We start from the raw sequence: 15,759 nt of genomic DNA, 5'->3' as shown, positions 1-15,759 counted from the left end.
GCTCCTCTCGCGGGGCGAGGTTCACAGCGTCGTGCGCCATTTCAGGCGCACCGTAACGCTGCGATTATGTTTCCTGATGCTCTTATTCGGCTGCGACACCGACCTGCATGCGCTCCATCTCTTCCAGAGCGCGGCGATATTCGACCGGCATGACCTTCACGAATTTCGGGCGATAGCTCTCCCAATTGTCGAGGATCTCTTTTGCGCGCGTCGAGCCGGTATAATGCAGATGTTTGGCAATCAGTTGCACCAGACGTTCCTCGTCGTGGCGCGTCATGTTTGCCGATACATCGACCCGACCCATATGCATGAGATCACCGCCATGATGGTGTAGCTTTTCAAGGATATCATCCTCTTCCGGCACCGGCTCCAGTTCCACCATGGCCATGTTGCAACGCCGGGCAAAATCGCCTTCTTCGTCCAGCACATAGGCGACACCGCCCGACATGCCAGCGGCAAAATTGCGCCCGGTCTGTCCGATGACCACAACGACACCGCCGGTCATGTATTCGCAGCCGTGATCACCCACGCCTTCGACAACCGTAACAGCACCCGAATTGCGCACCGCAAAACGTTCGCCCGCAACGCCGCGGAAATAGCATTCGCCTTCAAGCGCACCATAAAGTGCCGTGTTACCGGCAATGATCGAATGTTCCGCGACAATCGGCGAGTTTTCCGGCGGGCGGATGACAATGCGCCCACCCGACAGCCCCTTGCCGACATAGTCGTTGCCGTCACCAATCAGATCAAAAGTGATGCCACGTGCAAGGAAAGCGCCAAAGGATTGCCCTGCCGTACCGCGCAGGGTAACGGCAATGGTGTCATCGGGCAGACCCTTGTGACGGAACCGCTTGGCAACCGCACCCGAAAGCATGGCACCCGCAGAGCGGTCGACATTCTTGATGTCGACATCGATCTTGACCGGTTTGCGCTCTTCAAGAGCAGGCTGTGCCTCGGCAATCAGCTTGCGGTCGAGCACGTCATCGATCGGATGCTTCTGGCGCTCGGTCCAGAAGATCGCCGACTTTTCAGCCTCGGGCTTGTAGAAGATGCGGCTGAAATCAAGCCCGCGCGCCTTCCAGTGATCGACCATCGCCTGCTTTTCGAGCAACTGCGCTTCGCCGATGATCTGTTCGAGTTTCGTGAAACCCATTTCGGCCAGGAGCGCGCGCACTTCTTCGGCAAGATAGAAGAAGAAGTTGATGACATGCTCAGGCGTGCCTTTGAAACGCTTGCGCAGAACCGGATCCTGTGTGGCAACGCCTACGGGGCACGTGTTGAGATGGCACTTGCGCATCATGATGCAGCCAGCGGCAATCAAGGGCGCAGTCGAGAAGCCGAACTCGTCGGCACCAAGCAACGCGCCAATGACCACGTCGCGACCGGTGCGAAGACCGCCATCGACCTGAAGTGCGATGCGCGAGCGAAGACCGTTCAGCACCAGTGTCTGATGGGTTTCGGCAAGACCGATTTCCCAAGGGGAGCCGGCATGCTTCAACGAGGTCAGCGGCGAGGCACCCGTGCCGCCGTCATAGCCCGAGACGGTGATATGGTCGGCGCGTGCTTTCGCAACACCGGCTGCAACCGTTCCTACACCCACTTCCGACACAAGCTTGACCGAAATATCGGCCGCCGGATTAACGTTTTTCAGATCATAAATGAGCTGCGCCAGATCCTCGATTGAATAAATGTCGTGGTGCGGCGGCGGCGAAATGAGGCCGACGCCCGGCGTCGAATGACGGGTTTTTGCAATCGTCGCATCGACCTTGTGGCCGGGCAACTGTCCGCCTTCGCCGGGTTTTGCACCCTGCGCCACCTTGATCTGGATGAGATCGGCATTGACGAGATATTCCGTCGTCACACCAAAACGGCCTGATGCTACCTGCTTGATGGCCGAGCGCTCGGGGTTCGCGGTGCCATCGGGTAACGGATAAAAGCGGTCTGGCTCCTCGCCGCCCTCACCCGTGTTCGACTTGCCGCCAATCGCATTCATGGCGCGCGCAAGCGTGGTGTGCGCCTCACGCGAGATCGAGCCGAACGACATCGCGCCGGTCGAAAAGCGCTTGACGATTTCCGTTGCCGGTTCCACCTCGTCGATAGACACAGGCTTGAGACCACGCGTTTCAGCAAAACGGATATCGAACAGCCCGCGAATGGTCTTGGCATCCGCCGACTTGGCATCAAGCGTCGCGGTATATTCGCTGAATGTCGCCGGATTGGACGTACGCACCGCGTGCTGGAGTTTCGCCACCGCATCGGGCGACCACATATGCGCCTCGCCGCGCATGCGATAGGCATATTCGCCACCGACTTCCAGTGATGTCAGCAGCACGGGATCATTGCCGAAGGCGGACGTATGACGACGAACCGTTTCCTCGGCAACCTCGTCGAGACCGACGCCCTCGATCGTCGTGGCAGTGCCAAAGAAGAATTGATCGACAAAATCGGATTTCAGTCCGACAGCGTCGAAAATCTGAGCGCCGCAATAGGACTGGTAGGTCGAGATGCCCATCTTGGACATGACCTTCAGAATGCCCTTGCCAATCGACTTGATGTAGCGCTTGACCAGTTCGTCGGCATCCACTTCCGGCGGAAATTCGCGGCGGCGATGCATGTCCAAGAGCGTGTCGAAAGCGAGATAGGGATTGATCGCCTCGGCACCGAAGCCAGCCAGACAGCAGAAATGATGCACTTCGCGCGGCTCGCCCGATTCCACCACCAGCCCCACAGAGGTGCGCTGACCCTTGCGGATCAGGTGATGGTGGACAGCGGCCGTTGCCAGCAATGCGGGAATAGCGATGCGGTCCGGTCCGACCTGACGGTCGGAGAGGATGACGATATTATATCCGCCATGAACGGCTGCTTCTGCACGGTCGCACAGCCGCTCGATAGCGCCATGCATGCCGCTTGCACCCTCGCTCGCATTATAGGTAATATCGAGCGTCTTGGTGTCGAAACGGTCTTCGGTATGGCCGATGGAGCGTATTTTTTCCAGATCGCCATTGGTCAGGATTGGCTGACGCACTTCCAGCCGCTTGCGGCGCGAGCTGCCGACCAGATCGAAAATGTTGGGACGCGGTCCGATGAAGGACACAAGGCTCATCACCAGTTCCTCGCGGATCGGGTCAATGGGCGGATTGGTAACCTGCGCGAAATTCTGCTTGAAATAGGTGTAAAGCAGCTTCGACTTGTCGGACATCGCCGAAATCGGCGTGTCGGTGCCCATAGAACCGATGGCTTCCTGACCGGTTGTGGCCATCGGCGACATCAGGAATTTGGTGTCTTCTTGCGTGTAGCCGAATGACTGCTGACGGTCGAGAAGGCTGACATCCTTGCGCAGCGCACGCGGTTCGACCGACGCGAGGTCTTCGAGGATCAGCTGCGTGTTACCGAGCCATTGCTTGTAAGGATGCTTTTGCGCGATCTGCGACTTGATTTCCTCATCCGAGACGATGCGGCCTTCTTCCATATCGATGAGCAGCATGCGGCCCGGCTGAAGACGCCACTTCTTGACGACCTTCTTTTCCTCGACCGGCAGCACACCGGCTTCAGAGGCCAGAATGACGAAATCATCATCGGTGACGATATAGCGGGCCGGACGCAGACCGTTACGGTCGAGCGTCGCGCCAATCTGGCGGCCATCGGTGAAGGCGACGGCGGCAGGGCCGTCCCATGGCTCCATCAGGGCTGCATGATATTCATAAAATGCCCGACGTTCGTCAGACATCAGCTTGTTGCCAGACCATGCTTCCGGGATCAGCATCATCATAGCGTGGGCGAGACTGTAGCCACCTTGATGCAGAAATTCGAGCGCATTGTCGAAACAGGCCGTATCCGACTGGCCTTCATAAGAAATCGGCCACAACTTGGAAATATCATTGCCGAAAAGTTCCGAGTCGACCGAAGCCTGACGCGCCGCCATCCAGTTGACATTGCCGCGCAGCGTGTTGATCTCACCATTATGCGCGACCATGCGATATGGATGCGCCAGACGCCATGACGGGAATGTGTTGGTGGAAAAGCGCTGGTGCACCAGCGCCACGGCACTTTCGAAACGCGGATCTTTCAGGTCGTTATAATAGCTTCCTACCTGATAGGCGAGAAACATACCCTTGTAGACGATGGTGCGCGCCGACAAAGAGACGACATAAAAACCCTTATCGTCGCCATCATGCTCCTGATAGATGCGGTTGGAAATGACCTTGCGCAGCACAAACAGGCGACGCTCGAATTCGTCGTCTGTCTCGATTGCCGGATTGCGCCTAATGAAAACCTGAACGTGAAACGGTTCGGTGGCGGCGATATGCGGTGCCTTGGACAGCGAGGCATTATCGACCGGAACGTCACGGAAACCGATAAAGCTTTGGCCTTCCGCCTCAATCACTTCACGCACGATTTCAGCACAATGCGCGCGCAGCTTTTCATCGCGCGGCATGAACAGGAAGCCGACGGCATATTGCCCCGGTTCGGGCAGATCGATGTCCTGCTTGGACATTTCTTCCCGGAAAAAACGGTCGGGTATCTGCACCAGAATACCAGCACCATCGCCCATCAGGGGATCGGCACCGACTGCGCCGCGATGGGTGAGGTTTTCGAGCATGAAAAGCCCGTCTTCGATCACCTTGTGCGACTTTTGACCCTTCATATGCGCGATGAAGCCGACGCCACAGGCGTCATGCTCGTTACGCGGATCGTAGAGGCCCTGCGCCGCGAAACCCTTCGCGGCGGAAATTATGGCGGGCGGCGTCCCTGCGGTGGTACGCGCCGTTTTTTGCGGCTGTCCAAAAGAGGCGGTCGGGGCAGCTTTGATCGTTCCGTTCTGATCGTTGTGAGACATCACATGCGATACAGATGGCGTCAAATGCGTCATCGTCATTCCCTCCGTTTGGCCCTCGTCTTGAGGAGCGCGGTCAGTTTAAACCGGGATGATGACAATCATCCCGCAATGCATTTTACATATAGGATAAGCCCCACAGAGAAGGCGTCGGACGAAGTTCCGGGCAGGCGGAAAGACCGCTGCGGGAAACGATGTAGCGCCTTGCTCTCATCAGGCCCGGACAGACAGCCATTAGCGCAACCAAAGGCGCGCCAGATTTCTCCCCGTCACAGTTAAAGCGTGTTGCGTTTTATCGCATGCTAGAAACACGCTTTCAGTTTTTGTTTTTACGCATGACCTATCCCAAAACCGGTTCCCACTTTTGGGAGACATGCTTTAGGGCACCTGTGACCGCCAGACGATTGCCTGGGAGTAAAGGCGCCTTATTTCCGAAATGGAAGAAGGGTACTGTGACCTTCACCCGTATCGATTTAATTGGACAGCATCAGGCAATTGGTCAGCTATGCTGTCCTAATTAGGTATGACAGAATTTAAATTTCCTCACAAGACCGAAACGTCATTTTTTTTGACATGTTGCGTAATAAAATGTCGCACCTTTCAACGGATACCTATTTTAATTGCGTTTCTTGGCTTTTATACCCAGGTAGACAGGAAGTCCTTATCGAAGTATCGAGGTTTAATCGCAAGCTTTTGATGGAAAAAACCTTACAAAACGGCGCGTTGACCGCTATAGGTGCCAGAAATTTTATTTCGTTTTCCGGAGAGACAGAGTTGCATTTCGCGTCCGACAACTGGGCTGGAGCCCACCCCAAGATTGCCGAAAGCCTTTCACGGCATGCGAAGGGCTTCGCCGCAGCTTATGGTGCCAGCGAAATCGACAAGCGTGTTGAAGAACGCTTCAATCAATTGTTCGAGCGCGAAGTGGCGCTTTTTTTCGTCGGCACGGGCACAGCCGCCAATTCACTGGCGCTGGCCAGCGTCAACCGCCCCGGCGGTGTGTCGCTGGTACATCGCGAGGCGCATGTGATCGAGGATGAATGCGGTGCGCCGGAGTATTTCACTGGAGGCGCACGGCTTCACCCCATCGACGGCAAGGCTGGCCGCATCGACCCGGAACTTCTCAAACGCGAATTGAAGCGCTTCAATCCAGCCTTTGTCCATGCCGGTCAACCGATGGCGGTCAGTATCACGCAGGCAACGGAGGTCGGCACGCTTTATCAGCCGGACGACATCGCAACGATTGCGTCCATCTGCCGCGAACACGACCTGCCATTGCATATGGATGGCGCGCGTTTCGCCAATGCGCTTGTGTCGCTTGAGCTCACACCCGCTGAAATGACCTGGAAACAGGGTGTGGATATCGTTTCCTTCGGCGGCACCAAGAACGGTTGCTGGTGCGCGGAAGCGCTTGTCTTCATGGACCCGGCCCGCGCCAGAGACCTGCCATTTATCCGCAAGCGCGCAGCGCAGCTTTTCTCCAAGACGCGTTTTATTGCGGCACAGTTCGACGCCTATCTCGAAAACGATCTCTGGCTTCAGCTGGCACAACATTCCAATGCGCTCGCCGCACGGCTTGCCGATCATATCGATCTTTCGAGCCAGATGCGCCTTGCCTGGAAGCCGGAGGCCAACGAAGTCTTCGCGATTATGAAACAGTCGGTCTATGATAGGCTTCGCAATGCAGGCGCGCTTTTTTACGACTGGAACCCGCCGCATTCGGAAGTAGGGCGCATCGGCGACGGCGAGATTTTCGCCCGTTTCGTTACAAGCTTTGCCAATACTCCGGACGATATCGACAACTTTGCCAAATTGATCACCTGAACCATATAGGAACAAAAAGGCCCCGCAGAACGGGGCCTCTTCTTTTATGAACAGACGCGACTATTCGGCGAGCCATTCCTTGATGCGGTCGGGATGGTCGGCGATATATTTATCGACGGCCTTGTCGTAAGACGTTTCCTGCGCTTCGAACATAGCAGCTTCCAGCTCATCGATCGGAATGTCCATCTTGGTCAGAAGGGCCGCCACTTTCGGATTATCTTCCTTGAAACCCTTGCGCACCAGCGCATCGACATGCTCAGCCGCGCCCAGTGCGCCTTCAGGATCCGCAATATAGCGAAGCTTGTATTTGCCAAACATCCAGTGCGGGCTCCACGATGTGGCAACAAACCAGCCTTCCGAACGAATAGCCCGATCAACCGTCGTCAGCATCGCCGCTTCACTGGAAATATTGAGCTTATAATCGAGCTCGTATTTCTTGACCGCTTCCTGCGACAGGCGCGTCAGACCAGCACCGGGATCGATGCCCTGAATTTCGCCTTTCAGCTTTTCCTTCACTTCCGGCTTTTTCAGATCGGCAATCGATGCGATCTCGCTTTCGGGAATATAGTCGGGGACGACCCAGCCGAGCTTGGCACCCTCATAAAGGGATCCAAGGTTTTCCACCTTGTCTTCAACCCGCTTGTAATAATCTGCATGGGTTTCCGGCAGCCAGGCCATGAGCATGGCATCGACATCACCGCGGCTCACGCCCTGATAGAGTGGCGCTACATCCGTCTGTACCAGCTCCACTTTCTGTCCGAGATTATCCTCGATCAGTTTTTTCGTCAGCTTGGTGACAAACTCGGCATCCGACCATGGCGCCCATCCGATCTTGACCGTTTGTGCGTCCTGCGCGAAAGCCGCGCCCATCGTCATGGTGCCCGCCACCACTGTTGCCAGACCGAAACCTGCGAGTTTTCTGAACATGCTTACTCCTTTTCGAATGAATTGCGTTCCCGTTATTATTCTTGTCTTTTTCACGCTTCCTGCTTGCGGAAGGACGGCGCAGCTTCAGTGTCTTCCGCCTTACGCAGGGCTGCCAGCCGCTTGAAGAAGCCGGTGCCGCCCTTGCCAAAGCTCTGGGTGATACGGTCGAGAATGACTGCCAGAATCACCACGGCAAGGCCGCCTTCGAACCCCACGCCCACTTGAAGACGCTGGATACCGGTAAGAACCGTATTGCCAAGACCACCTGCACCGATCATCGAGGCAATCACCACCATGGAGAGCGAAAGCATAATGGTCTGGTTGATACCCGCCATGATTGACGGCATGGCATTGGGAAGCTGCACCTTGAACAAAAGCTGCTGCGATGTGCAGCCGAAAGCCAGTCCCGCCTCAACGAACTCGGCATCGACCTGACGGATGCCGAGATTGGTGAGGCGTACCACCGGCGGCATCGCGAAAATCACTGTCGCAATTGTGCCGGGCACGGCACCAAGGCCAAAGAACATCGCCGCCGGAATGAGATAGACGAAAGCCGGCATGGTCTGCATCAGATCAAGCGCGGGACGGATGATCGAAGCGACCGTGTCGTTGCGCGCCATGACAATGCCCAACGGTATGCCAAGAAAGACCGCGATGACGGTCGACGCCAGGACAAGGGCCAACGTTTCCATTGTACCGTTCCACAAACCCATATGAATGATGAGCGCCAGCCCGGCGATTGTGAAAAGGGCAAACTTCCAGCCGACGCGCCAAAGCGCCAATATGGCAAAAATGCCAATGCCGACCACGGGAGGAAAGGCCAGAAGTGCGTTCTGGATGCCTCCCGTCACAAAACCGATTGTTGCCGCGATCATATCGAGCGCGGGCGTAAAATGGTCGAGAATATAATTGACCACGAAATCGGCACCATCGCCGATACTGAAATTCAATTCCATAAGATACCGTCCATTTCAGATCACCCTATCTGCGGATCGGACCGCCTTTATCGCAAAAGGCGTAAAATCCGGGGGCCTTGTTTTTCGCATGTCTCCCAAAATCGTTTACCGGTTCTGGGAGACATGCTTGAGGCCTCAGCTCGCGCGGCCAAGCGTTTCAAGCAGTGCCGATTGGCTGATCGCGCCGACATAGCGGTTATGCCGATCCGTGACCGGCACAGGCCATGGACTTGCGGCAACCTGCATAAGCAGACCTGCAAGCGGTGAATCGGCAGCAATGGCTGCCACATCATCCAGCCGCTGCCCCTCTTGTTCCACCTTCCCCGAACCAAGCGCATCTCGGCTGACGAGACCGCGATATGTGCCGTCGGTGTCGACCAGTACGCCAAAGGATTTTGACGCAGCATCGAAACGCTCAAGGGCTGTTGCAAGCTGCTCGGGTTGAAAAACGATCAGTTCGTCATCGCGGGCAACATCGCCCGCCTTGAACACATGCGAAATATTGACATTGCTGAAGAACGAGCGAACGTAATCATTAGCCGGAGCCGAAACGATCTCGTTGGGCGTTCCGACCTGAACCACTTTGCCGTGCTGCATGATGCAAATACGGTCACCGATGCGCATTGCTTCATCAAGATCATGACTGACAAAGATAATGGTGCGGCTGTGCTCGGCCTGTAGACGCTTCAACTCGTCCTGCATTTCTGTGCGGATAAGCGGATCGAGAGCCGAGAACGCTTCGTCCATCAACAGGATGGTCGGCTCGCTCGCCAGAGCACGCGCCAGGCCCACGCGCTGCTTCATACCACCTGAAAGCTGGTCTGGCTTGCTGTCGGCATAGGGTTCCAGACCCACGGCACTGAGCGCTTTGAGCGCCTTTTCATGCCGTTCAGCCTCGCCCATGCCAGCAACTTCCAGACCGAAGGCCGCATTGTTCAAAACGGTTCGATTGGGCAAAAGGGCAAAGGACTGGAAGACCATGCTCATATCACGACGGCGCAGATCGATAAGTTCGCGCTTCGACATCTGAACAATATCGCGCCCGTCAACTTCGATGGAACCGGAAGTGGGTTCGATCAGCCGGTTGAGCAAACGCAGCAGCGTCGATTTCCCGGAGCCGGACAGCCCCATGATGACGAATACTTCACCATCATAAATATCGAACGTAGCATCGTCGACACCGATCGTTGCACCCAGTTCGCTATAAATCTGCTCTTTTGTTTGACCTGCGCGCAATTCCTGCATTGCACGCTCCGGGTCGTCGCCAAAGACTTTAAACACACTATTTAAGCTTATTTTCGTCTTAGCTGGCGACTTCATACTTCATTCCTTGTATAAAATACCATGCATTAAGTTTAACCCCGCTGTGCTGGCGGACTTAATCTCCTTTTTTACAATGACAAGACTTCATTCCAGCGCTTTACCCGCAAGCGCAATCTGTGGCTCGCGAGCGGGCCATATAGAATGATTATTGGTAGATTGCTCGACTTTATAGCGATCATTTTCTGACATGTCCACCCACAGCCGTAAATTCGTCCAAGCGCGCCCACCCTATTATTTGATTTTCAAAAGGTTGCGCGACGATATCTGGGCGCTGTGCCGACTGTTTTCGAAATAAACAACCGACCAGCCTCTGATCAATATTAATGCTCTTGCAGCCATTTGCTGGGATGATGTGCGACACTTATAATAGTAGCTGCGACATTCAGCATAAGACGCAAAATAATGCCACTTTTACTTAAATGGCTGCCGTTCATATTGTGGCGTCTCTGAGAAATACAGAATATTCTGAATAGAATGAAGACAAGGATGTTTTTACGATGCATAAACGAAAGGGCGACCCTGCCCAATCCTTGCGCTCACTCAGTAAAGCACTTATAAATCAATGACTTGAATTCAACACCGGCTTCACAATTCCTGTCCGGCATCCGTCCGCAAGGATGACTGCATTTTTTCCACAATCAGGCAATGCGGATGCCTGTCACAACCAAATTCGACCCGACTTACGATCTGTCAATCATCGATTGGAAAACTAAAGCCTGCCTTCACCCGGTCCATTACGACCATTGTCTTGAAACCCTTAATATCGTGGTTCTCGTAAAAGAAACGGCGCGTAAAGGTTTCATAATCTTCCATGTCGCGTGCGGTCACCACCAGAATGAAATCGGCATCACCCGTTACATAATAGCCGATCATCACTTCCCTGGTTGCGCGGATGGCCGCCTTGAAACGGTCGACGATATCAGCTCGTTCGCGCTCAAGCGAAACAAGAACAATCATCGTAATACTGCGCCCCACGGCCTTGGGCGAAACGATCGAAACATCGGCCTCGATCACCCCTTCTTCGCGCAGGCGCTTCAGACGCCGCTGGCATGCCGTCGGCGACAGGTTCACGATCCCGGCCAGTTCTTCCGAGGTGAGGCGGTTGTTCTTCTGTATTGCGTTCAGTAGCGCCTTGTCGGCGCGATCGAGCGTAGTCATGCAGAAATCCTGCGTATGATTGAGAATAATGCCTAATTCCTGCGTTTTCTAAATGGGTAACGCATAAATTCCATATTGGTCTCCGGTTAGGCTTGTGTAAACCCCAACCGGAGTCCGCCCATGAAAGGCATTGCTTCTGCCGCCTTGAAAAACCTGAAACGGCCCGATCTCATTGAGCACCGTGCATTTTTAAACGGGGTATGGGTGGAGCGCGATGCCGTTGTGGCCGTGAGCGATCCGGCAACCGGCGACCATCTTGCTGATGTCGCCGCCTGCTCGCTCAACGATGCCGATGTGGCAGTCGATACCGCCCGCCGCGCTTTCCTCGACTGGCGCGACAGGCTTCCCACAGAACGCGGTCGGGTGCTGCGCAGCTGGGCGCAGCTAATGCGTGACAATGCAGACGATCTTGCTGTCCTGATGACAGCTGAACAGGGAAAGCCGCTCAAAGAATCGCTCGGCGAAGTTTCCTATGGCGCAGATTTTCTCGACTGGTTTGCCGCGGAAGGCGAGCGCGCCTATGGCGAAACCATTCCGAGCCATCTGCGCGGCAGCCGCCTTTCAGTACAGATGCAGCCGCTCGGCGTCACCGTTGCCATAACGCCGTGGAACTTCCCGTCGGCAATGATCACGCGCAAGGCAGGTGCTGCGCTTGCCGCCGGATGCACGATGATCGTCAAACCCGCACCCGAAACGCCACTTTCGGCACTCGCACTTGCAAAACTTGCCCAGGAAGTGGGCATACCACCGGGTGTTTTTCAGGTTTTGACCGGAGAAGCCGCACCGCTCGCAAGTCGTCTATTGCAGCATGCCGATGTGCGCGGTTTTTCGTTCACCGGTTCGACCGACGTCGGTCGTATCCTGCTCACCCAATCGGCACAGACGATCAAGAAAGCCTCGCTAGAACTTGGCGGTCATGCGCCCTTCATCCTGTTTGATGATGCCGATCTCGATAAAGCGGTCGCGGGTGCTATCGGCGCAAAATTTGCAACCTCCGGGCAGGATTGTCTCGCCGTCAATCGTATCTATGTCCAGCGCAATGTCTATGAGCGCTTCGTCGACCAGTTCGCCAGCGCCGCGTCTCAACTCACCGTGGGTCACGGGCTTGAACCTGGCACCGATATCGGGCCGATGACACGGCCTTCGGTCGCTGAAAAATGCCGTGAGCAGATTGCGCAGGCGCTTAGCGCCGGTGCCCGTCTTGTCTGTGGCGGTCAGGACAGCCCGCTTGGCGGCAATTTCGTCACGCCAACCGTGCTTACCGATGTTTCCGACGACATGCTGATCGCCCGCGAGGAAACCTTTGGACCGGTCGCCGCAATCCTGCCATTCGATGGCGAGAGCGACGTAATAGAGCGCGCCAATGCCAGCGAAATGGGGCTGGCGGCCTATGTTTACACCAACGATCTTAGCCGCGCGATGCGTCTGACCGACCGGCTCGAATACGGCATGGTTGCCGTCAACACGCCCAAATTCACAGGCGCTCCGATCCCGTTCGGCGGCTGGAAGCAATCCGGTCTTGGGCGCGAGGGTTCGCGTCACGGCCTTCTTGAATATCTCGAAGCAAAATATGTCTGCTTCGGCAATCTCGCTGCATGAAAGGAAAACTTGCCATGACTGTTAACCTCGACCAGATCGCAGAGATGGACCGCAATTCGGTTCTGCACCCCTTCACGCAGCTCAAGGATTTTGCCAGCGGCAAGCTGGGTGATCCGACCATTGTCGAAACCGGCAAGGGCATCCGCATCGAGGATGCGCATGGCAATCAGCTGATCGATGGTTTTGCCGGGCTTTATTGCGTCAATATCGGCTATGGCCGCACCGAGGTTGCCGAAGCCATTTCGCGTCAGGCCCATCGCCTCGCCTATTATCATTCTTATGCAGCACACACGACGGATGAGCTGGCGGTCCTTTCCGACCGTCTGGTGAAAATGGCACCAGGCAAAATGAGCAAGGTTTTTTATGGCATGTCGGGATCGGATGCCAACGAAACACAGGCCAAGCTGGTGTGGTATTACAACAATCTGCGCGGCAAGCCGAATAAGAAGAAGATCATTTCGCGCGAGCGCGGCTATCACGGGTGCAGTGTGGTTTCCGGCTCGATGACCGGCATGAGCTTTTATCATGACCACATGGACCTGCCGCGTGCCGGCATTCTCCATACCGGCGCTCCGCATCATTATTGGGGCGGGGAAGCGGGGGAGACGGAGCGCGAATTCTCCAGACGCCGTGCCGACGAGCTTGAAGCGCTGATCCTGCGTGAAGACCCGGAAACAGTCGGGGCCTTTATTGCCGAGCCGGTGCTTGGCACAGGCGGCATTACCCCGCCGCCAGAGGGCTATTGGGAAGACATCCAGAAGGTCCTTAAAAAATATGACATCCTGCTCATCGCTGATGAAGTGATCACCGGCTTCGGGCGCACCGGTTCGATGTTCGGCTCGCAGCATTATGGCATCGCGCCTGACCTCATAACTGTCGCCAAAGGGTTGACATCGGCCTATTTCCCGCTTTCCGGCGCTATTGTCGGCGAAAAGGTCTACAAGGTGCTCGAAGATGGGGCGGACCGCGTCGGCGCCTTTTCGCATGGCTATACCTATTCCGGCCACCCCATTGGCGCGGCTGCGGCCAATGCAGTTCTCGATATCGTTGAAAAAGAGGACCTGCCGGGCAATGCTCGCGACGTCGGCGGCTATTTTCAGGAGCAGCTGCAAGCCAAATTCGCGCAGCTTCCAATCGTCGGGGAAGTTCGTGGAGTCGGCCTGATGGGAGCGATCGAATTCGTGGCGGATCGTGAAAAGAAGACACGCTTTGCACCAGGTCTCACAGTCGGCGCACGTGTTTCAAAAGCCGCGCGCAATCGCGGCCTCATCGCACGCGCCATGCCGCACGGCGATATTCTCGGTTTTTCACCACCTCTTGTGGTGACGAAGGCGGAAATCGACGAGATCGTTGCAATAGCGGAATCGGCTGTGCGCTCCGTCATGGATGAACTGGTTCAGGAAGGCCAAAAGCTCTGATGGAACAACAGAGCGCATCCTGAAAATTGTCACAGGGTTTTCAAATAGGATGCGCTTCAAATCAAAGCGTTAGAGCGGCGAACTGATAAAATCAGATCGCCGCGCGTTTTAGGGCGATTGTGCATATCTTGCGCACAATCGCCGCTGATCCTGCTTAATGCTTCATCTTTGGATGAAACCATGCATAATGTCATGAAATTTTCTTCCTAAAACGAGACAATTTCATGCACGGTCATGCCAATTCATCGCTAAGCCAGCCGACCCCGACAGTCAAACCAGTGGTGTGGAAGCCGGTTCTCGTCAAGCAGAAGGGGGAAACCAAACATGCTGCACTGACGGGCTGCATCATCGCCGATATCGAATCCGGTCGGCTCAAGCCGATGGATCGCATGCCAACGCATCGCGATCTGGCGCACGAACTTGGCCTTTCGATACAGACGGTCAGTCTGGCCTATAAGGAGGCGGAACGGCTTGGTTATCTGAGCGGCGAGATCGGTCGCGGCACTTTCGTCAAGGCGCGCGTGACGGACCGCGCCGGTCGCATGATGCTCGATCACAGCCCCAATGAAGTGCTCGACCTGTCGATCATTCGCGGCGTCTATCTGGACGCACATGAAACCGCTTCGCGCGCTGTGTTTCGGGCGCTCGCCGAGACTGATAATTCGAGCTTCATGCGCCCCTGCCGTCCGATCGCGGGCCTGATGCATCATCGAGAAGCTGCGCGTTCATGGCTTCGCCCGCTTGGCGTCTCAGCCGGATCCGATCGTATTCTGGTTACCAATGGCGCGGCACACGGTATTTTTCTAGCCCTAAGCTGCATCATCCGCTCCGGTGACATGGTCCTGTGTGAAAACCTCACCGACCACGGCATAATCGGCCTTTCCAATATATTGGGCTTCAGCCTGAAAGGGCTGCCGACAGATGATGAGGGAATAGTACCCGACGCGCTGGAAGCCGCTTGTGCTGCGGGTGGCGTGCGAACGCTGGTATTGATCCCGACGCTCAACAATCCGACCAGCCACGTCGCGAGTGCTGCGCGGCGGCGCGAGATCGCTGCGATTGCCGAGCGCTACGGCATTTTTGTCATCGAAGACGAGGTCTATCGACCGATGCTGGACGAGGACTTGCCGTCAATTACCGAAATGCTGCCCGAGCTTGGGTTTTTTGCGACGAGTTTCACCAAGACGGTGCTGACCGGTCTCAGGGTCGGTTATCTTGTCGTTCCTCCGGCCTATTCCATCCGCGCGGCATCGATCCTGCGTGTCTCGAGCTGGAGCGGTACTTATCTTAGCGGTGAAATCGCCACACGCTGGATTGAGGACGGCACGGCATGGCGACTGCTGGAAATACAGCGTGGCGAGGCGCGGGCGCGCCAGTCTATCGCTTCTGAAATCCTCGGCGACCACATCGCCTCCAGCCACCCGCTTTCGCTCTGCGTCTGGCTGGGCGTTCCCCATCATTGGACCGAGGAGGGTCTGGTCCGCGCGCTTGCCAACCAGAATGTCGCGGTCACACCTTCCGACCCCTTTATCGCAGGGCCAGGCAACGGCGGCGGCATCCGCATCTGTCTTGGCGGCCGTATGAGCAAAGAAGACCTCGCTAGAGCGTTGACGACCGTACGCCAGACGTTTGAGCAATTGCCACCGGTCTATGATATAGGCTCCATCGGCTAACCAATCCGGTCAATAATTGAATCATGACAATATAATAATTGACACGA

At 55.9% G+C, this 15,759-nt stretch carries 9 protein-coding genes; 4 read left to right on the top strand and 5 right to left on the bottom strand.

The window, feature by feature from the left end; genetic code table 11:
- Positions 1-82: 82 nt before the first annotated feature.
- Positions 83-4,870, bottom strand: a complete 4,788-nt coding sequence (gene gltB / locus AAIB41_RS12195; protein ID WP_343315559.1) for a glutamate synthase large subunit — start codon at positions 4,868-4,870, stop codon at positions 83-85.
- Between the two features lie 738 nt (positions 4,871-5,608).
- Here gltB and AAIB41_RS12190 point away from each other — a divergent pair.
- Positions 5,609-6,658 (top strand): low specificity L-threonine aldolase, encoded by a 1,050-nt coding sequence (locus AAIB41_RS12190; RefSeq protein ID WP_343315558.1) that lies wholly within the window; start codon positions 5,609-5,611, stop codon positions 6,656-6,658.
- Between the two features lie 60 nt (positions 6,659-6,718).
- Here the strand turns inward: AAIB41_RS12190 and AAIB41_RS12185 are convergent, their stop codons facing one another.
- From AAIB41_RS12185 to AAIB41_RS12170, 4 genes are all read right to left on the bottom strand, one after another.
- Positions 6,719-7,585 carry a glycine betaine ABC transporter substrate-binding protein gene (locus AAIB41_RS12185; protein WP_343315557.1) on the bottom strand — a complete coding sequence of 289 codons (867 nt, stop codon included), beginning with the start codon at positions 7,583-7,585 and terminating at the stop codon, positions 6,719-6,721.
- A 50-nt stretch (positions 7,586-7,635) separates the two neighbouring features.
- Positions 7,636-8,541 carry a proline/glycine betaine ABC transporter permease gene (locus tag AAIB41_RS12180; RefSeq protein WP_343315556.1) on the bottom strand — a complete coding sequence of 302 codons (906 nt, stop codon included), beginning with the start codon at positions 8,539-8,541 and terminating at the stop codon, positions 7,636-7,638.
- Between the two features lie 135 nt (positions 8,542-8,676).
- Entirely contained in the window at positions 8,677-9,861 is a 1,185-nt protein-coding gene (gene proV, locus AAIB41_RS12175) for a glycine betaine/L-proline ABC transporter ATP-binding protein ProV (protein ID WP_343315555.1), read from the bottom strand.
- 693 nt (positions 9,862-10,554) lie between these two features.
- Positions 10,555-11,022, bottom strand: a complete 468-nt coding sequence (locus tag AAIB41_RS12170) for an Lrp/AsnC family transcriptional regulator (protein ID WP_343315554.1) — start codon at positions 11,020-11,022, stop codon at positions 10,555-10,557.
- Between the two features lie 120 nt (positions 11,023-11,142).
- On the opposite strand from AAIB41_RS12170, the gene AAIB41_RS12165 reads away from it, so the two are divergent.
- The 3 genes from AAIB41_RS12165 to AAIB41_RS12155 all read left to right on the top strand — a co-directional run bounded on the left by AAIB41_RS12165 (position 11,143) and on the right by AAIB41_RS12155 (position 15,712).
- Positions 11,143-12,621: an NAD-dependent succinate-semialdehyde dehydrogenase gene (locus tag AAIB41_RS12165; protein WP_343315553.1), complete on the top strand. Its 1,479-nt coding sequence runs from the start codon at positions 11,143-11,145 to the stop codon at positions 12,619-12,621.
- 14 nt (positions 12,622-12,635) lie between these two features.
- Positions 12,636-14,039, top strand: a complete 1,404-nt coding sequence (locus tag AAIB41_RS12160; RefSeq protein WP_343315552.1) for an aspartate aminotransferase family protein — start codon at positions 12,636-12,638, stop codon at positions 14,037-14,039.
- Positions 14,040-14,263: 224 nt separating this feature from the next.
- On the top strand, positions 14,264-15,712 hold the full coding sequence (locus AAIB41_RS12155) for a PLP-dependent aminotransferase family protein (protein WP_343315551.1): 1,449 nt from the start codon (positions 14,264-14,266) through the stop codon (positions 15,710-15,712).
- Positions 15,713-15,759: the final 47 nt, after the last annotated feature.

Origin of the sequence: Brucella sp. BE17, assembly GCF_039545455.1 — a bacterium.
Taxonomy (GTDB): domain Bacteria; phylum Pseudomonadota; class Alphaproteobacteria; order Rhizobiales; family Rhizobiaceae; genus Brucella.
The sequence above is the reverse complement of the archived record's forward strand: the minus strand, read 5'-3'. Positions and strand labels throughout refer to the sequence as shown.